Here is an 18,444-nt window from a genome sequence, read left to right as displayed (position 1 = left end):
CGCCATGCTTCAGAGCATAGAGTTCGGAAATGATGGGTCGAACAAACGAATGGCGGTGAACAGGATAAGGTCGTAGAGCTCTTCAGTGACAGGCACTCCCCTAACCTTCGTCTGGTCGTCGCCCAACATCAGCATCGAACTGACGTGGTCGATAGCAGCAGTGGGTAGGTCAGAATCGATGGTCATGAGCGCCCAATGTAGGGTGTGCGAGCTTTAGGGGAAGTGGGGATGGCACGTGATACGAGAGAATTGTCACCTAGCTTCACCACTAAATGAGGTGATTTGGCTTAGGCCATGATCGGGTTATGGAGGAAAATCGGAGAAACTTTAGTGAGAATCAGGAAGCAGCACTCCCCGAGGCTCCCCTAATTTGATTTACCGTGCTTCCATGGTGCTACCATGAGAATTAATGTAGATAACAAACCAGCCGGAAAACCCCGTAAGCCATTGAGAAATATGGTGGGCGCTAACGGGCTCGAACCGCTGACCCTCTCGGTGTAAACGAGATGCTCTACCAACTGAGCTAAGCGCCCCTCTCGGGAGACGGGCCTTTGCCAAAGCGAAACACATTTGGCAAGGCCATTTAGGGTCAGGACCACTTAAATCCACCATCGCGGCGTCAAAATGGCAAAGATATCGAAGGAAAATGTCCGCCGCAGGCAGTCATTCTGCCTGCAAGGGCATTTTGCTTTGAGATCGACGCCATTTTGGCGTCCTTCGGATGTGTCCCATATTGTCCATTGCCACCTTGGCAAGCTTGTACTGAACAATATGGCCTCAAACCGCGAAGGCGGATTTAAGTGGTCCTGACCCTAAATGATTGGCGCAAAACGTGTGCTGACTGCGACCATAAAATCGTCCATTTTTGCAGAAGTTTCGGGGGAAAGCTCAATAAACACGCGCCGTGCGTCGGCTGGGTCTTGCCGCCGCAAGAGCATGCTGCTTTCGGTCATTGCAGAAATCCATCTTAAGGCCGTCGTCGACGGGACCGCAGCGGCGATACACAGGCTGGATACGGATACGCGCTGCCCCTCTTGTGCTGCTGCCTTAAGGTCAAGCAGGATATCCCAACTCGGATCCGCGAATAGGTCGGGCGGGAAAAACTGTTCGCGTAACCGGCGCAGCTTGATTATTTCGCGCAGACTTAGCTTTGGCGTGGCATCGTTAGCGACCGAATTCTCGCCCGGGAATTCTTGAAAGCCCCCCAAAGGCGCTGCCCTAAAGCCAGTTGATTTATCCCTTATCTTATCCTTCGGCTCTGGATCAGCCATCCGCGCCAACGTTCGGGCGAATTCGGCCAACTCGTCGCTGATCCGGTGCAGCGATCTGAACTCTACCTCTTGGTCTCTCTCCTGCAGTCGATCCATTCTGATCCGTCCAAATGCGCCCACTAAAATAGGCATTGCTTCGACATCATCTGCATTGACCAGAAAGTGACATTGGCCGTGCGGAAACGCCGCATAAACTAATTCCAGCGTCTCCATCTTGGACCAGATCAATGCAGTGCTGTGATGTGTTTGCAGATAATGCGTTAGCCGCGATATGGTATCGCTGAGTATGTCCGTTTCGGAGGAAAGGTCGATCAGCAGAAAATCCGCAGGCTGCGTATCTTCCATTGGTAACGGCGTACAACCGGCCAATGTTGCCAGCGATGCAAGCTTGGTATCTCGTTCATATGAACCCCCGGCGATCATCGCAATGCGTCCGTTTTGGCCCGTGCCGCTAGGAGGTGAGAGGTCTTGCATGTTGTTCAAACAACTGTCTGATAAGATTATGCTTTTGTGAACGCACGAAAAAAACGACGGTTCATTTGTAAAACTTATCTCCATATTGCCTCCATAATGGAGGAAACAGTTTTGGCGGACAGGAGGTTTGCTTACGCTGCACGATGCGCTATCCCCTTGTGCATGAAGCGCCAGCATCGCTGCGGCATGACCCAAAGGAGCATAATTAGGTGAGAAAACATCACATCATGATGAGCGCAGCGGCGCTTATATTGTCAGGAGTATCAATGACAGCGGTTGCACAAACACAAAAAATGAATGCCAGCCAAGCTGCGAATGAACCGGCATTGCTGCAGGAATGGACGGGGCCTTATGATGGTGTGCCACCATGGGATCAGGTGAAGGTCTCGCAATTTCCGCCTGCATTCCAAGCCGCTATGGCGGCGTCAAAGGCTGAATTTGAAGCCATGCTTGCACAGCCTGGAGCCATCACCTTTGACAATACAATCACCGCCAGCGAGCTGTCCGGTGAAAAGATCGGCCGCTTATTCTCGATTTGGGGCGTCTATTCGTCGAATCTGTCTACCCCCGAAGTGCGCAAAATTCAGGCCGAGTGGGAACCAAAGCTAAGTGCGTTCTTCTCCGAATTGGCGCTGGACGCGCGGTATTTTCAGCGCGTGAAATATTTATATGACCAACGCGCGAATCTGGGCCTCGATGCCAAGCAGATGCGGCTGTTGGAGCGTAGCTATGACGGCTTGGTCCGCAATGGCGCGATGTTGGATGCGGCACAGAAAGCGCAAGTCATCCGTATTGAGACCGACCTATCGAAGAAGTTTTCCGCTTTTTCCGACAAGGTGCTTGCCGATGAGGAAACCTTCATTCTGATCACGCAGGAGGCCGATTTAGCTGGCCTACCAGAAACTTTTGTCGCGTCGTTGCAAGCCGCGGCCAAGGCGAAGGGCCAAAGCGGATGGGCTGTCGTCAACACCCGTTCAGCGGTACAGCCATTCCTTGAAAATTCGACCCGCCGCGATTTGCGCGAAAAAGTCTGGCAGGCCTTTACCAAGCGCGGTGATAATCAAAATGCCAATGACACCAACGCAACCATCGCCGAAATCCTGAAACTGCGTCAGCAGCGCGCCGAAATTTTGGGCTTTGCCACCCATGCGCATTACCGGATGGCCGATACCATGGCGCAGGACCCGAATAAGGCAATGGACCTGATGATGAAGGTTTGGCCGGCCGCTGCCGCGCGCGTGCGTGAAGAGGTGGCGGACATGCAGGCGATTGCCAATGCAGACAACATCACGATCGCGCCATGGGATTATCGTTTCTATGCCGAGAAAGTGCGCAAGGCGAAATATGACCTCGATCAGGAGGCGGTAAAGCCCTATTTCCAATTGGATAATATGGTGGCCGCGATGTTTGATGCCGCAGGCAAATTATACGGCATGAGCTTCACCGAAAATACCGGCACGGTTCCGGTCTTTGAACCCAAAGTACGGACATTTGAGGTCAGGCGCGATGGCAAGGTCGTGGGCCTGTTTTACCTCGACAACTTCGCACGCGCAGGCAAGCGTTCAGGCGCGTGGATGACCACCTATCGCAGCCAGCATATATTGGGCGGTAAGAACAATATTGTGCTGGCGTCGAACAACAACAACTTCGTGCCCGGCGCCGATGGCGTGCCAACGTTGATCAGCATCGATGACGCTTCTACCTTGTTCCACGAATTTGGTCATGCGATCCATTATCTGAACTATGACATCACCTGGCCAAGCCTTGGCGGGACACCGCGCGATTTTGTCGAATATCCCAGCCAAGTGAACGAAAATTGGCTGCTGACGCCGTATATTCTCAACACTTATGCCAAGCATTATAAGACCGGAGAACCCATTCCAGCCGCTTTGGTGGAGAAAATCCGAGCAAGCGACACGTTCAACCAAGGTTTTTCCACGGTTGAATATCTGTCGAGTGCGATATTGGACATGAAATTGCATAACCGAAGCCAGCCTGTGGCGGATCCCGCCGCCTTTGAACGCGATACGCTTGCGGAAATTGGCATGCCAAAGGAAATGGTCATGCGGCATCGTCTGCCGCAGTTTAACCACCTGTTTTCCAGCGACAGCTATTCGGCCGGCTATTACAGCTATCTTTGGTCCGAAACGATGGATGCCGACACTTGGGCCGCCTTCACTGAAAAGGGCGATGTCTGGGACAAGGAAACGGCAGAGCGTTTCCGCTCCATGCTGATGGCGACTGGTAATGAAACCGACCGGATCGAAGCCTATCGCGCATTTCGTGGTCGTGACCCCGACGTTAAATATATCATGAAAAAACGCGGATTTCCGACCGGCGAATAAGCCGCTGCGATATTATAAAACAGGGGCTGCGCAGGCGACAATCTGCGTAGCCCCTTTTTTGATTTTCGAAGCTATATTGCAAAAATTGAGCTATTGTTGGAAGCCGCATTGGCCAAGCGCGGCGTGAAGGTCGGAGTCAGCGCAACGCCGAAACGCGGACGTCCGGCAAAGGAGAATTGAGATGCTAGCTTTATTTTCGGGTAAAGAGCCTTGGTTCCGGGCGAAGAAATTCGGTTACGGTGCAGGACTGCCGTTCAGGTGGCAGGGCTGGGTGACATTAGCGGCCTATCTTTTGGCGATGGTGGGCTTAGGACTATTCGCGGACGGTCATGGCGCCATGCCAACGATTGCTATTGTCGCGCTCATGCTATGTGTCACCGGCATTTTCGTCGCCATCGTCCGCAAACGCACAGAAGGCGGGTGGAAATGGCGCGGAGGTTGGGGCGCTTAGCCTAAAGCCTCGTCCAACAACCGCGCTAAACGGATGCCGCCACGTTCCACCTGTTGGCGCAATGCTGCGCGCGAGGCCGCTACATCGGCTTCGTCAATGACAACAGGAGAGGTTGGCTTTGCGCCACAAGGGTCGCCATCCATCGCGCGCGGATACGCGATGTCGCGCGAGACCGCCCAATTCTCTTCACTCCACAGACGCACATTGCCTTGCACGACCGCTGCTTTTTCGGCTGGCGAAAATAGGCGGACTATGAAGGGCGCGGCGGACAGTGCGCGGTCGGCCAAAAGCCCGTCCCACACCGAATGCAGATTATATCCAGGCATCACACCATAAGTGGTTTTTAGGTCATTGCCGCCACGGTCCGCGCGGTCACCGGCGTGCAATGGTTGGTGGATGTCGCCGACAAAATGCACCAGAAATGCAAGCGCCTCCAACCGGACATGTGCGGGCAAATTTTTGTTCGATAGCAGTGCAAAGTTGCGGTCAATCTGCGCAGAAACGCAATTACCATCGGCGCAGGCGCTTTTCAGGTCGAACGGCTTGCAGATGTCGACATTTTGGTAATGCCAGCTGTTGGTATAGCCCCAGCGAACCCGGTCGCCCTTGATGCAATCCGCCCAAACGCTGACATCTGCAATATTGCGCATGGCGCATTTCGGGGTTCCAAGCATCGGTGCCGCACGCAATAGGCGCTGCATATGCGCGCGCGCCTTGGGCGACATATTGGCCTGGGCAATGTGCGCCACCGTCTCATGGCCATATTCCCAATAAGCCTGGGCAGGTGCCAACGGTGCGAACAAAAGGGCGATCGAAATAAGGAAGCGTTTCATAAGTGCGCCTTAGTTTGTATTCATGCGTAAATCAAAGCAGTAGGCGCATGCATTGCGATTTGGTGCCACTAGCCAAAACATTGGGAGGCGGGTGATGGATATTGATAGACGTGGGCTCATGGCAGGTGCTGCGGCGTTGACGATCGCCGGTTGCGCTGGGCCGCGGCAAGTGCTCCCGTCCGTTTCCGCCAATGCTGCGTTGGCGGCGCTGGAGGCGCGCGTTGGCGGACGGCTTGGGGCATGTGTACTCGACACCGCGTCTGGGCGAATGACTGGGCATCATTATGGCGAGTTGTTCGGCATGTGCTCGACATTCAAGCTGGCACTCGCGGGCGCGGTCTTGCATCTGGCCGATAAGGGCAGGCTGAACCCGTCCGCCGCACTGCGCTACACCGAAGCCGACATGGTGCCGCACGCGCCCGTCACTGGACCCAATCTTACCAAAGGCGCGATGCGCATCATTGAACTTGCCGAAGCAACGCAAAAGACCAGTGACAATGTCGCTGCAAATCTGCTCATTCGCCATATGGGTGGACCGGCTGCGGTCACGGCTTTGTTGAGAAGCTGGGGTGATGATGTCACGCGGCTTGATCGTTATGAAACCGAAATGAACAATGTCCCGCCGGGGGAGGAACGCGACACGACAACACCGCGCGCATTTGCCCAGACTATGGCGTGGTTGTTGACGACCGACCGGATATTGTCGCCGGCGTCACGCGCACTGCTCATTCAATGGATGGTTGACACCACCACGGGCGGCAAACGGATTCGCGCGGGACTGCCGGCATCTTGGGGCAGCGGTGATAAGACCGGCAGCGCAAACAGCCCCAACTATAACAATAAGACCAACGATGTCGCTATCTTCTGGCCGCCTGCGCGTATGCCCGTCATCGTCACGGCTTATTATGAATCTGACGGCAAATATCTCCAAACCCGCGATCAGGATCAGGCGGTGCTGGCGGATGTCGGGAGAATTGCCGCCGCACAAGCTTTAGAATGGCACGGCGGGCTGGATTAAGCCTGATTGCCTTGGCCGTTCTGGCCGCCTATATCCCCTTTATGTCTTCTATTCGCCCTTGGCGCGATATCGCGCGTCGTCAGTCCCGCCAGATCATGGTCGGTAACGTCCCTGTTGGTGGAAATGCGCCGATTTCGGTGCAAACCATGACCAACACGCTCACCAGCGATGCGGCTGCGACGATTGACCAAATCCGCCGGTGTGAGGATGCAGGCGTCGATATCATCCGCGTTTCCTGCCCCGATGTGGAAAGCACGGCGGCGCTGAAACAGATTGTCCGTGCGGCCAATGTGCCGATCGTCGCCGACATTCATTTTCATTACAAACGCGCGTTGGAGGCGGCGGACGCGGGCGCGGCGTGCTTGCGTATCAACCCCGGCAATATCGGTTCATCGGCGCGCGTGAAGGAAGTTGTCAACGCCGCCAAAGCCAATGGCTGCGCGATCCGGATCGGCGTGAATGCCGGAAGCTTGGAAAAAGACCTGCTGGAAAAATATGGCGAGCCTTGCCCGGAGGCGCTGATTGAAAGCGCGCTTGACCATATCAAGTTGCTGCAGGACCATGATTTCCACGAATTTAAAGTTGCGGTGAAGGCATCGGACGTTTTTCTGGCGGTTGCCGCTTATATGGGCTTGGCCGACGCCGTCGACTGCCCCTTGCATCTGGGCATTACCGAAGCGGGGGGCCTTATTGGCGGAACTGTAAAATCCTCCATCGGCATGGGCAATTTATTGTGGGCCGGGATTGGCGATACAATCCGCGTCAGCCTGTCTGCCGAACCCGAAGAAGAAGTGCGCGTCGGCTATGAAATTCTGAAAGCACTTGGCCTGCGCACCCGCGGCGTGCGCGTCGTCAGCTGCCCAAGCTGCGCGCGGCAGGGCTTTGACGTTATCCGCACGGTGCAAAAGCTGGAAGATGCGCTTGGCCATATCAAAACACCCATGTCGCTCTCGGTTCTCGGTTGCGTCGTCAATGGCCCCGGCGAAGCGCGCGAGACCGACATCGGTATAACTGGCGGCGGCAATGGCAAGCATATGGTCTATCTGTCGGGCGTCACCGACCATCATGTCGAGGATGACGACATGATCAGCCACATCGTGCGTCTGGTCGAAGCCAAAGCCGCAGAGATTGACGCGGGCACCAGCGTCAGCATGGATACGCTGCACGGGAAAGCGGCTTGAGCCTCTCGATACGGGCGGCAACGCCAACCGACATATCTCTCATCGGGCAATTTATCCGCGACCTTGCGGAATATGAAAAGCTGGCCCATGCCGTGCGTTTTGATGAAGCAGTGATGGCGCAAAAGCTGTTTGGGCCGCGGCCTTATGCCGAGGTTTTGATTGGCGAGATTGACGGAGCGCCGCAGGGTTTTGCATTGTTCTTCCACAATTTTTCGACCTTCGAAGGCCGACCCGGAATCTATCTGGAGGATTTGTTTGTCCGGCCGGCGGCGCGTGGTTCGGGGCTGGGTAAGGCTTTGCTGGGCAGGCTTGCGGCGCTTGCGGTGGAACGCGATTGCGCGCGGCTGGAATGGTCGGTGTTGGATTGGAACACGCCAGCCATTGATTTCTACAAGGCGCTGGGGGCCGTGCCCATGGACGAATGGACCGTCTATCGCGTGGACGGCGCGACGCTCAAAACCCTTGCCACGCATAGCTTGTAAACATGGCTGAACTGCATCCGCGCCCGCTTGTCCCGTTCATGGTGGCAGCGGCAGGCATTGCCACATTTTCGTTGATGGATGCGGTGATGAAAGACATCGCTTTGTCGCTGGGCGCTTATAATGCGGTGATGTGGCGCCACTGCCTTGGCACATTATTCATGGGGCTGTTATTTTTTGGGACGCGGCAGAAATGGCCGTCAGTCGATATCCTTAAAATGCATATATGGCGCAGCATAATCGTGTCGGTGATGGCGGTCAGCTTTTTCTGGTCATTGACGCAATTGCCGCTGGCTGAGGCCATTGGGTTGAGCTTCATCGCGCCTGTCATCGCGCTCTATCTTGCCGCTGTTATGCTGGGCGAGACGATAGGCCGCTCTGCCATCTGGGCTTCGCTGGCGGGGCTTGGCGGGGTATTGATCATCATGGCTGGCCGGTTGAGCGGAGACTATACCAGCGGCCATCTCTGGGGCGCTGCGGCGGTGTTGGGTTCGGCTGTGGTGTTTGCGTATAATCTGATCCTCGCCCGGCGGCAGGCGCAAGTGGCAGGGCCCATTGAAATCGCCTTTTTCCAGAATCTGTTTGTCGCGTTAACGCTTGGCCTTTTTGCGCCATATTTTTTGCAGCCGATAGCGATGTCGGATGCGCCCATGATCAGCGGCGCTGCGGCGCTGGCGATTATTTCATTGTTGCTGCTGAGTTGGGCCTATGCCCGCGCCGAGGCGCAGATTTTGATTCCGGTCGAATATACTGGCTTTGTCTGGGCGGCGTTTTTCGGCTGGCTGTTCTTTGCCGAGCCAGTGACCTTGTCTGTGCTTTTGGGCACCGCCTTGATCGTGGCCGGAAGCCTGATCGCGGCAAGGGCAAAGCCCGAGCCTGTCAATCAGGTGGAGATTGCGACGGTTTAGGGAAGGGGCAAGGCTTCTTTCGCAAACCCAATGCGTCGTCATCCTGAACTTGTTTCAGGATAACAGGCGGTGGTTCGTTATCCTGAAACAAGTTCAGGATGACGGGGGTGAAACGTCTCTTCACTTATACCCGTCACCCTGAACTTGTTTCAGGGTCCATTTCGCCTCTAAACCCTTCGGCCCGCGTGGCACGATGGATGCTGAACCAAGTTCAGCATGACGTAGTATATAAACGGAACAGTTAGTCTAAGCCGCTAGCGCGGAATAGATCATCGTCTTGATCTCGCGGCGCACGGGGTAGGTGGTTGAAGGCAGCAACTGCGTCATGAAAATCATGATGATGTCTTCAACCGGATCGACGAAAAACGCTGTGGAATACATGCCGCCCCAATAAAAATCGCCGTTGGAACAAGGCGCAAGTGTCGCGGCGCTGTCGATGGTTGTGGCAAAGCCAAGGCCAAAGCCAATGCCGGCCATTTCGGCCTCACTGAACAAAGATTTCGACATTTGCGTCAGGTCTTGACCGCCGGGAATATGATTGGCGGTCATCAATTCTATTGTCTTGGGGCTCAAGATTTGTGCGCCGTCAAGCGCACCCCCGTTCAGCAGCATCCGGCAGAACCGATGATAATCCGCAACGCTCGACGCCAGGCCGCCGCCGCCGGAGTTAAATGACCAGCCTTTGGCCCACATGCTCTCGGCCCCGGCCTTGTCGATCAGCTTCATTTTCGCTTCGGGGTCAAAGCCAAAGCCTTCGGGGATCCGCGCTGCCTTATTGGCGGGCACTTGAAAAAATGTATCGGTCATGCCCAAAGGCGCAAAAATATGCGTTTGGAAATATTCAGGCAGGGATAGTCCGCTGATCCGTTCAACCAATATGCCGACGATGTCGGTGGCAACCGAATAATTCCACTGCGTGCCCGGGTCGAATTCCAGCGGGATTTGCGCGAGCGTGTCAATCACGCTTTGCGATGTATTTTTGCTCCAGCTTTCAACATCGGTCTTGCGATAGGCCGCATCGACATTGCCCTGTTCCTGAAAGCTATAGGTGAATCCGGCCGTATGCCGCAGCAAGTCAACCACCCGCATAAGCGTGGATGGCGCGCGCGTCATAAATGGCACATTGCCGCCACCGCCCACAAACACGCCCAATTTTGCAAATTCGGGGATATATTTGCTGACCGGATCGGTCAGCGCGACCTTCCCCTGTTCCACCAATTGCATGAACGCGACCGAAGTGATTGGCTTGGTCATCGATGCGATGCGGAAAATGGCATCTTCGGCAACGCCCGAGCTCCATTGCAACGCGATATCGTCACCGCGCCCTACCAGCACGGACGCAAAGGGCAATTTGCCATTGTCGAGATAATTGGCCTGAATAAAGGCAGGAATCCGCGCGAGGCGGTCGGGCACGAAACCTAAATCTTCGGCGCTCATACGGCGGTTTGTCCTGTTAATTGGCGCGTTACGGGGTGCGAACTGGAAAGCCCGCCGTCCACGGCAATGGCTTGGCCGTTGACATAAGAGGCTTGGTCGCTGGCAAGGAACAAGGCGACATTAGCAAGCTCCTCTGGCTGCGCACCTCTGCGCAAGGGGTTTAGGCGGCCGATTTTTTCGGTCACGCCCTTTTCGCGGGCATAATCGAAAGTCGGCTTCGTCATGCCGGTTTCAGTGAGGCCCGGGCAAATCGCGTTGCAGCGGACATTGGTGCCCGACAATTGCTGCGCGCTGACCTGCGCCAGATTGATGACGCCAGCCTTCGACGCCGAATAAGGTGGTCCGCCTGCGCCCGAACGAATGCCCGCGACGCTTGCTGTCAAGATGATCGACCCGCCATTGCCTGCATCGGCCATGACCTTTCCGGCATGCTTAACCATCAGCCACGGACCAATCAGGTTGACGCGCAGAACGCTGGTGAAGTTCTCGACCGTATTGTCGAAAATACCCTCCATGCCGCCGGAAATGCCCGCATTGGCAAAGGCGATGTCGAGATGTCCGTGCAGCGCGATGGCCTTGGCGACTAAAGCTGTGACATCCGCCTCATCGCCTGCGTCCATTTGCACGGCGGTCGCCGCATCGCCGATCATCGCAGCGGTGTCATGGACGGAAGCCGCCATGTCGCCCAAAACGACCTTCGCACCCTCGGCCGCAAAGCGGATGGCGGAGGCCCGGCCAATGCCCGAACCCGCGCCCGTGATGATGGCGACTTTGCCTGCTAATGCTCCACTCATACGACGACGCCTCCATCAACGACAATTGTCTGCCCTGTCATAAAGCTTGATGCGTCGGATGCCAAATACACCGCAGCGCCGGCGATCTCGCGCGGCTCGCCGATGCGGCCCAATGCCGCGCCAGAGGTAGACGCCTTCAGATTTTCGGGGTTCTCCCATAGGGCCTTGGCAAAATCGGTTTTCACCAGTCCCGGCGCGATCGAATTGATCCGCACATTATACGGGCCATATTCGCGGGCGAGGTTTTTGGTCATCTGGATATCCGCCGCCTTGGTGATCGCATACGCGCCCAAGATCGGCGAGCCGCGCAAGCCGGCAATGGATGACACGATCACGATAGAGCCCGATTTGCGTTCGATCATTTCGGGCACGACCATCTGGATCAGCCAATGTTGCGACACGATATTGTGATCAAGCGCCTTGCGCAGTTGTTCGTCCGTGATCGTCGCCATGGGGCCATAATGCGGGTTCGACGCCGCATTGCAGACCAGAACGTCGACTTTGCCAAATGCCTTGCGGGTTTCGTCGACAAGGTTTTGCAAGGACCCTTTGGACGAGAGGGTTGAGGCCACGGCAATCGCAGCGCCCGGATGCTTGGCATTGATGCCAGCGGCCACTGCTTCGCAATCCTCGATATTTCGACTGGAAATCGCAACCTTTGCGCCTTGCCCGGCCATTTCTTCGGCAATCGCTTGGCCAATGCCACGCGACGAACCTGTGATGATGGCGACCTTACCGGTCATATCGAATAATGACATTTGCATTCCTCTCACTCATTCCTCCCTATCGACTTGCGATGGGGAGGTGGCAGCCAAAGCGGCAGCTTTGGATGACGGAGGGGCGGCGACGTTTCATTCCCCTCCACCATCCTGCGGATGGTCCCCCTCCCCATCGCAAGTCGATGGGGAGGAACTTATTTTTACGCCCCGGCTTTTTCGGCGAATTTCCAGGCGGAATCGGCCAGCGGGAACACGCGTTCGGCCATGGCTTGCGCATGGGACGAACTTGCGGTGCCATCGATGACGCGTTTTTTGATACCTTGAACAATCCCAGCGAGACGGAAGAAATTATAGGCAAAATACCAGTTCATATCGGGCACGCCGTCGCGGCCCGTGGCGGCGCAATAACGCTCCACCATCGCGTCGAGTTCGGGAATGCCAAGTGCAGCGCGGTCCAAATCCATAATGCCCGACCGGCCTTCATTTTGCGTCACCCATGCCATTGCGACATAGGTAAAATCAGCTAGCGGATCGCCCAAGGTCGACAATTCCCAATCCAGAACCGCAACGACCTTCGCCTCTTTGGCATCGAAGATCATATTGTCGATGCGATAATCACCATGCACCACGCTAGTGCGCGTTTGTTCGGGCAGCGTCTTGGGCAGCCATGCGATCAGCCGCTCCATTTCGGGCATGACTTCGGTTTCGGCGAACCGATATTGCTTCGTCCAGCGTTCCACCTGCCGCCCGAAATAATTGCCGGGCTTACCAAAATCGGACAGGCCAGCGCTTTCAACATCCACATTGTGCAAGGCCGCGAGGGTATCAATCATCGCCTCATAAGTGGCGCGGCGCTCAGGCGGGTTTGACCCCGGCATGGAACCGTCCCAGATAGTGCGTCCTTCGACCATATCCATGATGTAGAACATCGAACCAGCGACACTGTCATCGGCACACAGGCCAAATGGCTTGGCGACTGGAAAGCCCGTGGGATACAGGCCCGCAATCACCTTATATTCACGGTCAACGGCGTGCGCGCTGGGTAGCAGAGCACCAAATGGCTTGCGGCGTAGGACGTAGGAACCGCTTTTCGCGTTCAACCGGTAAGTCGGGTTTGACTGCCCACCTGCGAATTTCAGAATCTCGACCGGGCCTTTAAAGCCTTCGACATTTTCCGACATCCATGCCGCCAATTTATCGGCGTCGAGGATGTCAGCTCCGGTTGGCGCAACCGTTCCGGTAAAGGCGGTTTGCGCGTCAATCGGGGTTGCGGCTGCGCTCATTGGTCAAAAACGATGACCGAACGGGCGGAGTCACCGCGCTTCATCTGGTCAAAGCCTTCGTTAATCCGCTCCAACGGAATGGTTTCCGAAATGATGGTGTCGAGATCAAGCAGCCCACGCATGTAGAAATCCACCAGACGTGGAATATCAACGGGGAAGCGGTTTCCGCCCATGATCGCGCCTTGGAGTTTTTTGCCTGACAATAGGTCCATTGCCGAAAGGCCAACCGAATGCTGCAACGGCATCATACCCAAGATGGTGGCCGTTCCGCCGCGCTTCAGCGACTTGACCGCAAGCTCGCCCGATGCGGGACGACCTACAGCCTCAATCGCATGATCGACGCCGCCTTTGGTCAATTCCTGAATTTGCTTGGCTGCATCGGCGTCCATGGGATCGATGACATCGGTGGCACCCAGCTGCATTGCAAGCGCACGCTTTTCCGGCATGGGGTCAGCGGCAATGATGCGGCCAGCGCCAGCAATTTTCGCAGCATTGATGGTCGCAAGACCAACACCGCCACAGCCGATAACGGCCACAGTTTCACCCGGCGTTACCTTGCACGCGTTGAATATCGTGCCCGCCCCAGTAGTCACGGCGCAGCCGATAACGGACGCTTGTGGCAAAGGCATGTCGGGATGGATTGCGACGCATGCATGTTCGTGCACCAGCATCATTTCGGCATAAGCCGACAGGTTCAGCATCTGGTTTACAATGCTGCCATCCGGCCGCGTCAGACGCGGGGCCTCACCCGCCTTGCGGCGCGTGTCGCCGCCAAGGCACAAGGACATGCGTCCAGTAACGCAATATTCGCAATGGCCGCAAAACGCCGAAAGGCAGGTGACAACGGCGTCACCCACCTTCACGGTGCGCACTTCGCTGCCTACAGCCTCCACAATGCCCGCCGCCTCATGCCCGGGGATGGCGGGCAGTGGATGGGGGTAAGTGCCCTCGATGAAGTGCAGGTCGCTATGGCATAGCCCGCAGGCCGCGGTGCGGATCAGCACCTCATGCGGCCCGGGATTGGAGATATGGATCTGCTCAATCTGAAGCGGTTTGCCCGCTTCGATTAAAACGGCAGCCTTCACCGTGTTGCCCCCATATCGCCGCTGGACATGCCTTCTTTGCCACGGCCGCCATGCTTGCCCAATTCCATACGCGCGATGGCGCGGGCATGCACTTCGTCGGGACCATCGGCCAGACGCAAGGTACGCTGATGCGCCCAAGCAGATGCGAGACCGAAATCGTCGGACACACCGCCGCCGCCATGCGCTTGGATGGCATTGTCGATGATGCTCAAAGCCATATTTGGTGCCTGCACCTTGATCATTGCGATTTCGGCTGCTGCTGCCTTGTTGCCGACCTTGTCCATCATATCCGCTGCCTTCAGGCAAAGCAGGCGCGTCATTTCAATGTCGATACGGGCACGCGCAATGCGCTCTTCCCATACGCTATGTTCGGCAACGGTCTTGCCAAAGGCAACGCGCGATTGCAGGCGCTTGCACATTTTCTCCAGCGCTTCTTCCGCCGTACCAATGGTGCGCATGCAATGGTGGATGCGGCCTGGTCCAAGGCGGCCTTGCGCGATCTCGAACCCGCGACCTTCGCCCAGCAACATGTTCGATGCCGGAATGCGGACATCTTTCAATTCGATTTCCATATGACCATGCGGAGCATCGTCATAGCCGAACACAGGCAGATGGCGCAGGATGTTCACGCCTGGCGCATCGAGTTCCATCAGGACCATCGACTGCTGCGCATGGCGCTTGGCTTCGAAATCGGTCTTGCCCATGACAATCGCGATTTTGCAGCGCGGATCGCCTGCGCCTGATGACCACCATTTCACGCCGTTGAGGACATATTCGTCGCCTTCGCGGCGGATCGATGTTTCGATGTTGGTGGCATCCGACGACGCAACGGCTGGTTCCGTCATCAAAAAGGCAGAACGGATTTTGCCGTTCATCAAAGGAATCATCCATTTTTCTTTTTGTGCGGCTGTGCCGTAGCGCAGGAATACCTCCATATTGCCGGTGTCTGGCGCCGAACAGTTATAGACTTCAGATGCAAAGCCGATGCGGCCCATTTCTTCGGCGCACAATGCATATTCCATGTTGGTGAGGCCGGGGCCTTCGAAATGCACGCTGTCGTCGACATGCACGCGGCCCGACGTTGGCGGCATGAACAGGTTCCAAAGGCCAGCGGCCTTCGCGCGCGCCTTTTCCTCTTCAACGACTTGAAGCACTTTCCAACGGTCGCCCACGGCCTGCTCGGCATAATAATCGGCGACGCGTGGACGCAAGAAGCGTTCATTATGGTCGCGGATACGGTCCCGCCAATATGTTTGCTTGTCGTTGAGATCGAAATCCATGACTCATTCCTCTTTCAAATTTAATTGACTGGTTAACTGGCAGACTCTGTCGCCGTGTTCAAGGCGCGCAAGCGTTCATTGTGACTTTCGCGCGAAATCGGGAAATGGCGCAGGATCAGGATGCCGATAATGCCAATGCCTAATACCGTGACCATATAATATAACGCCAGCCCGTCGAGGACGGCGACATCAACTTCGCCCGGCTTCGCATCTTGCGGGAAATTGGCAAAGCTCAGAATCATCCCGGCGGCAAAGGTGCCGATGCCAACCGCGCATTTCTGCATGAAGAAATAGCCTGCGAAAAACAGCCCTTCGGAGCGTCGGCCCGTTTCCTGCTGCGATGCCTCCACGACATCGGCCATCATTGAGGAGGTCAGCATCATCATACTCACCGCCGCGCTATTGGCGATGGTCATTAACGCAAACATGAACAGGATCGAAGGATCCGACGGCGCGCCGGGCACAAGGTCAAGCAGCCAGCTACCGTATAATGAACCGGTGAAGGTCAGTGAGATAATCGCGAACAGGATCGCCGCATTTTTCTTGCCCATTCGGGCGGAGACAGGCGGGACAATGACGAACGCAATGACGACCGTCGAAAATAGGGTCAGCGCATAATAAAGCATTTCCATCTGCTGCAGCTGCCACAGAAAGGAGAGCTGATAATTGGTGAGCGCAAAGGTCATCCCTTGATTGATGAGCCCGAACAAAGCGGCGAACACGAGCCACAGAAAGGCGCGGTTCGACAATGTCGCTTTCACCTCGGCAAAAGCATGGCGAAAGCCAGCGCCGCGCGGTGCTGGGGGGGATTGCTTGGCCACATGCCGATGCTGGCCAAGCGCGGAGATCAACACCGCGCCGCTCATCATCAGCGCGCCCCAGACCGAATAAGCGTCATATCCCGCAGGGTCGCTCACACCCTTTTCTCCGTTGAAGAAAATGCCATAAGCGAAAATGAGCATCAGCAAGCCGCCTGCCCAGCCAAAAAGGAACCGATAACGCATCAAACGTGTGCGTTCGTCATAATCGCCGGTCAGCTCGGGCACGAGGGCGATAGACGGCACTTCGCACATCGCCACTAAGGTGCGCGCCAAGACCGCCGTGCAGAACAGCCAGATGATCGTGCCTGTCTGGCCCATTTCAGGCGGGTGCCACAGCAACAGCCATATAAGGCCAAGCGGAATAGCGGCAGCGTAAAGCCAGGGCAGGCGTCTGCCCCATTTGCTTTGCGTGCGGTCGGACAATTCGCCAATGATCGGGTCTACAAAGGCATCGAATATCAGTGCGGCCATGATGACGGTGCCAACAATGCCGGCGTCAATTCCCAACACCTGATTATAGAAAATCAACAGGAAGACGGAAAAGCCATTGTCCTTGACGCCATAAGCAACTGAGCCAAGGCCGTGCATGACTTTTAACGATCGGGGAAGTGCTACGACTGATGTCATGTCGGCTTAAATCACAAAATGCGAAAAGGCGTGTTTTCCGGCGAATCGCACGATGTTTCTCTCCTATATCCCGCGCATATGCTAGGGCCGCGACCTCGTCTGTCAATCGAGATGCAAATGACGTTACGGCATGCATCGCTCACCGATAAAGACTTGCGTTTCGGTGCGTGACCGCCCAAAAATTCATCACGCAATTAAACAGGAGATCGTCATGTCCGACCTTGAAACATTCCGCGCCGAGGCGCGCGCTTGGCTGGAGGAAAACTGCCCCGCCGAAATGCGCACACCGGCCAAGGGTGACGAAGACGTCTGCTGGGGTGGGCGCAACTTCGTGTTCCAATCCGAAGCGCAAAAATTGTGGCTCGAAGCTTGCGTCGCCAAGGGCTACACCGTGCCCGATTGGCCCAAGGCTTATGGCGGCGCTGGCCTTTCCCCGCAGGAAACAAAAATACTGCGTCAGGAAATGGCAAAGCTGGGTTGCCGCTCGCCGCTCAACAGCTTCGGCATCTGGATGCTTGGACCAGCCTTGCTGAAATTCGGCACGGAAGAACAAAAAGTACATTATATGGGCCAAATCGCCCGCGGTGAAATCCGTTGGTGTCAGGGCTATTCCGAACCGGGCTCGGGCAGTGACCTTGTGTCGATGCAAACCTTTGGCGAAGATAAAGGCGATCATTGGGTCGTCAATGGCCAGAAAATCTGGACCTCTTATGCGGACAAGGCTGATTGGATTTTCTGTTTGGTCCGCACCGACAAGACGAACAAATATCAAGGAATCAGCTTCTTGTTGTTCGACATGGAAACGCCGGGTGTTACGACCAAGCCGATCAAGCTGATCTCTGGCAATTCGCCTTTCTGCGAGACATTTTTCGACAATGTTGTTGTGCCGAAGCATCAAATCGTTGGCGAAATCAATCGCGGCTGGGATGTGGCGAAATATCTGTTGGGCCATGAACGCGAAATGATCTCGGGCATGGGCGGCGATGGCGGCGTGACCTCGATCGGCGCGGCGATGAAGGCGACCTTGTCGCAAGAGCCTGTGCTGCGCGCGCAAATGGCCTTGTTCGATGTTGATAACCTGACCTTCCGTGCGCATGGCGAACGTTTCATGGACGAATGGAAAACGGGCAAGGCGCACCCAGCTTATTCCAACCTGATGAAATATGTCGGCACCGAATTGAACAAGAAACGCAATGAACTGGTGATGTCGATTGGCGGCAGCCAAGCGCTTGAGTGGGAAAGCGAACGCGCCAATGGCGGGTCAAAGGCACGCAATTGGCTGCGGACCAAGGCGAACTCAATTGAGGGCGGCACCAGCGAAGTGATGTTGAACGTCGTGTCTAAGCGCATCCTTGAGATGCCGGGCGGTTAAACACGACCGTTACCCCCGCGCAAGCGGGGCCCACTCCTGACAGCTAAAACTACGGCGCAGGAGTTG

Annotated in this window: 17 protein-coding genes and 1 tRNA gene; 7 read left to right on the top strand and 11 right to left on the bottom strand. The window is 56.0% G+C overall.

Annotation, left to right across the window (positions count from 1 at the left end; all coding sequences use genetic code 11):
* Nucleotides 1-9 precede the first annotated feature (9 nt).
* The 3 genes from ACILP3_RS06175 to ACILP3_RS06165 all read right to left on the bottom strand — a co-directional run bounded on the left by ACILP3_RS06175 (nucleotide 10) and on the right by ACILP3_RS06165 (nucleotide 1,745).
* A complete protein-coding gene (locus ACILP3_RS06175; RefSeq protein WP_395615781.1) occupies nucleotides 10-186 on the bottom strand; it encodes a hypothetical protein in 177 nt (58 codons plus the stop codon).
* Nucleotides 187-457: 271 nt separating this feature from the next.
* Nucleotides 458-533 (bottom strand) — tRNA-Val (locus ACILP3_RS06170).
* A gap of 279 nt (nucleotides 534-812) precedes the next feature.
* Nucleotides 813-1,745: a hypothetical protein gene (locus ACILP3_RS06165; RefSeq protein WP_395615780.1), complete on the bottom strand. Its 933-nt coding sequence runs from the start codon at nucleotides 1,743-1,745 to the stop codon at nucleotides 813-815.
* Nucleotides 1,746-2,011: 266 nt separating this feature from the next.
* Here ACILP3_RS06165 and ACILP3_RS06160 point away from each other — a divergent pair, with 266 nt between their 5' ends.
* Together ACILP3_RS06160 and ACILP3_RS06155 are read left to right on the top strand one after the other, a co-directional pair.
* Nucleotides 2,012-4,090, top strand: a complete 2,079-nt coding sequence (locus ACILP3_RS06160) for a M3 family metallopeptidase (RefSeq protein WP_395615779.1) — start codon at nucleotides 2,012-2,014, stop codon at nucleotides 4,088-4,090.
* Between the two features lie 181 nt (nucleotides 4,091-4,271).
* Entirely contained in the window at nucleotides 4,272-4,541 is a 270-nt protein-coding gene (locus ACILP3_RS06155; protein ID WP_395615778.1) for a hypothetical protein, read from the top strand.
* Here the strand turns inward: ACILP3_RS06155 and ACILP3_RS06150 are convergent.
* Nucleotides 4,538-5,374 (bottom strand): S1/P1 nuclease, encoded by an 837-nt coding sequence (locus tag ACILP3_RS06150; RefSeq protein WP_395615777.1) that lies wholly within the window; start codon nucleotides 5,372-5,374, stop codon nucleotides 4,538-4,540. The genes ACILP3_RS06155 and ACILP3_RS06150 overlap by 4 nt on opposite strands.
* Before the next feature lie 94 nt (nucleotides 5,375-5,468).
* Between ACILP3_RS06150 and bla the strand changes: the two genes are divergently transcribed.
* Genes bla through ACILP3_RS06130 form a run of 4 tightly spaced genes read left to right on the top strand, consistent with a single transcriptional unit; the run spans nucleotide 5,469 to nucleotide 8,960 of the window.
* Nucleotides 5,469-6,392, top strand: coding sequence for a class A beta-lactamase (gene bla, locus ACILP3_RS06145; protein ID WP_395615776.1), 924 nt, complete (start codon nucleotides 5,469-5,471; stop codon nucleotides 6,390-6,392).
* 41 nt (nucleotides 6,393-6,433) lie between these two features.
* Entirely contained in the window at nucleotides 6,434-7,573 is a 1,140-nt protein-coding gene (gene ispG, locus ACILP3_RS06140; protein ID WP_395615796.1) for a flavodoxin-dependent (E)-4-hydroxy-3-methylbut-2-enyl-diphosphate synthase, read from the top strand.
* Nucleotides 7,570-8,055, top strand: a complete 486-nt coding sequence (locus ACILP3_RS06135) for a GNAT family N-acetyltransferase (RefSeq protein WP_395615775.1) — start codon at nucleotides 7,570-7,572, stop codon at nucleotides 8,053-8,055. The genes ispG and ACILP3_RS06135 overlap by 4 nt, the downstream gene beginning before the upstream one ends.
* Before the next feature lie 2 nt (nucleotides 8,056-8,057).
* On the top strand, nucleotides 8,058-8,960 hold the full coding sequence (locus tag ACILP3_RS06130; RefSeq protein ID WP_395615774.1) for a DMT family transporter: 903 nt from the start codon (nucleotides 8,058-8,060) through the stop codon (nucleotides 8,958-8,960).
* Nucleotides 8,961-9,206: 246 nt separating this feature from the next.
* Here ACILP3_RS06130 and ACILP3_RS06125 read toward each other — a convergent pair whose 3' ends face one another.
* The 7 genes from ACILP3_RS06125 to ACILP3_RS06095 form a co-directional block, all read right to left on the bottom strand.
* Entirely contained in the window at nucleotides 9,207-10,397 is a 1,191-nt protein-coding gene (locus ACILP3_RS06125; RefSeq protein WP_395615773.1) for a serine hydrolase domain-containing protein, read from the bottom strand.
* Nucleotides 10,394-11,191, bottom strand: coding sequence for an SDR family NAD(P)-dependent oxidoreductase (locus ACILP3_RS06120; RefSeq protein ID WP_395615772.1), 798 nt, complete (start codon nucleotides 11,189-11,191; stop codon nucleotides 10,394-10,396). The genes ACILP3_RS06125 and ACILP3_RS06120 overlap by 4 nt, the downstream gene beginning before the upstream one ends.
* The gene (locus tag ACILP3_RS06115) at nucleotides 11,188-11,949 is read right to left on the bottom strand and encodes an SDR family NAD(P)-dependent oxidoreductase (RefSeq protein ID WP_395615771.1); all 762 of its coding nucleotides are present in this window, start codon (nucleotides 11,947-11,949) and stop codon (nucleotides 11,188-11,190) included. The genes ACILP3_RS06120 and ACILP3_RS06115 overlap by 4 nt, the downstream gene beginning before the upstream one ends.
* Before the next feature lie 161 nt (nucleotides 11,950-12,110).
* Nucleotides 12,111-13,193 (bottom strand): phosphotransferase family protein, encoded by a 1,083-nt coding sequence (locus ACILP3_RS06110; RefSeq protein WP_395615770.1) that lies wholly within the window; start codon nucleotides 13,191-13,193, stop codon nucleotides 12,111-12,113.
* The gene (locus ACILP3_RS06105) at nucleotides 13,190-14,278 is read right to left on the bottom strand and encodes a Zn-dependent alcohol dehydrogenase (protein ID WP_395615769.1); all 1,089 of its coding nucleotides are present in this window, start codon (nucleotides 14,276-14,278) and stop codon (nucleotides 13,190-13,192) included. Before ACILP3_RS06105 ends, ACILP3_RS06110 begins: the two co-directional genes overlap by 4 nt.
* The gene (locus ACILP3_RS06100; protein ID WP_395615768.1) at nucleotides 14,275-15,558 is read right to left on the bottom strand and encodes an acyl-CoA dehydrogenase family protein; all 1,284 of its coding nucleotides are present in this window, start codon (nucleotides 15,556-15,558) and stop codon (nucleotides 14,275-14,277) included. Before ACILP3_RS06100 ends, ACILP3_RS06105 begins: the two co-directional genes overlap by 4 nt.
* 32 nt (nucleotides 15,559-15,590) lie before the next feature.
* Nucleotides 15,591-17,006 (bottom strand): MFS transporter, encoded by a 1,416-nt coding sequence (locus ACILP3_RS06095; RefSeq protein WP_395615767.1) that lies wholly within the window; start codon nucleotides 17,004-17,006, stop codon nucleotides 15,591-15,593.
* A gap of 211 nt (nucleotides 17,007-17,217) precedes the next feature.
* Here ACILP3_RS06095 and ACILP3_RS06090 point away from each other — a divergent pair, with 211 nt between their 5' ends.
* On the top strand, nucleotides 17,218-18,378 hold the full coding sequence (locus tag ACILP3_RS06090) for an acyl-CoA dehydrogenase family protein (protein ID WP_395615766.1): 1,161 nt from the start codon (nucleotides 17,218-17,220) through the stop codon (nucleotides 18,376-18,378).
* The last annotated feature ends 66 nt before the right edge of the window (nucleotides 18,379-18,444 follow it).

It is taken from the genome of Sphingorhabdus sp. (assembly GCF_044239665.1).
Lineage (GTDB): Bacteria > Pseudomonadota > Alphaproteobacteria > Sphingomonadales > Sphingomonadaceae > Sphingorhabdus_B.
Note: the sequence above shows the minus strand (reverse complement) of the source record. Positions and strands in the feature narration are given on the sequence as shown.

Excerpts from the sequence above, each read along its gene's own strand:
- ispG (WP_395615796.1), top strand. The coding sequence starts at position 6,434 with ATGTCTTCTATTCGCCCTTGGCGCGATATCGCGCGTCGTCAGTCCCGC.
- ACILP3_RS06130 (WP_395615774.1), top strand. The coding sequence starts at position 8,058 with ATGGCTGAACTGCATCCGCGCCCGCTTGTCCCGTTCATGGTGGCAGCG.
- bla (WP_395615776.1), top strand. The coding sequence starts at position 5,469 with ATGGATATTGATAGACGTGGGCTCATGGCAGGTGCTGCGGCGTTGACG.
- ACILP3_RS06115 (WP_395615771.1), bottom strand. The coding sequence starts at position 11,949 with ATGTCATTATTCGATATGACCGGTAAGGTCGCCATCATCACAGGTTCG.
- ACILP3_RS06120 (WP_395615772.1), bottom strand. The coding sequence starts at position 11,191 with ATGAGTGGAGCATTAGCAGGCAAAGTCGCCATCATCACGGGCGCGGGT.
- ACILP3_RS06125 (WP_395615773.1), bottom strand. The coding sequence starts at position 10,397 with ATGAGCGCCGAAGATTTAGGTTTCGTGCCCGACCGCCTCGCGCGGATT.
- ACILP3_RS06090 (WP_395615766.1), top strand. The coding sequence starts at position 17,218 with ATGTCCGACCTTGAAACATTCCGCGCCGAGGCGCGCGCTTGGCTGGAG.
- ACILP3_RS06165 (WP_395615780.1), bottom strand. The coding sequence starts at position 1,745 with ATGCAAGACCTCTCACCTCCTAGCGGCACGGGCCAAAACGGACGCATT.
- ACILP3_RS06155 (WP_395615778.1), top strand. The coding sequence starts at position 4,272 with ATGCTAGCTTTATTTTCGGGTAAAGAGCCTTGGTTCCGGGCGAAGAAA.
- ACILP3_RS06150 (WP_395615777.1), bottom strand. The coding sequence starts at position 5,374 with ATGAAACGCTTCCTTATTTCGATCGCCCTTTTGTTCGCACCGTTGGCA.
- ACILP3_RS06175 (WP_395615781.1), bottom strand. The coding sequence starts at position 186 with ATGACCATCGATTCTGACCTACCCACTGCTGCTATCGACCACGTCAGT.
- ACILP3_RS06160 (WP_395615779.1), top strand. The coding sequence starts at position 2,012 with ATGACAGCGGTTGCACAAACACAAAAAATGAATGCCAGCCAAGCTGCG.
- ACILP3_RS06095 (WP_395615767.1), bottom strand. The coding sequence starts at position 17,006 with ATGACATCAGTCGTAGCACTTCCCCGATCGTTAAAAGTCATGCACGGC.
- ACILP3_RS06100 (WP_395615768.1), bottom strand. The coding sequence starts at position 15,558 with ATGGATTTCGATCTCAACGACAAGCAAACATATTGGCGGGACCGTATC.
- ACILP3_RS06110 (WP_395615770.1), bottom strand. The coding sequence starts at position 13,193 with ATGAGCGCAGCCGCAACCCCGATTGACGCGCAAACCGCCTTTACCGGA.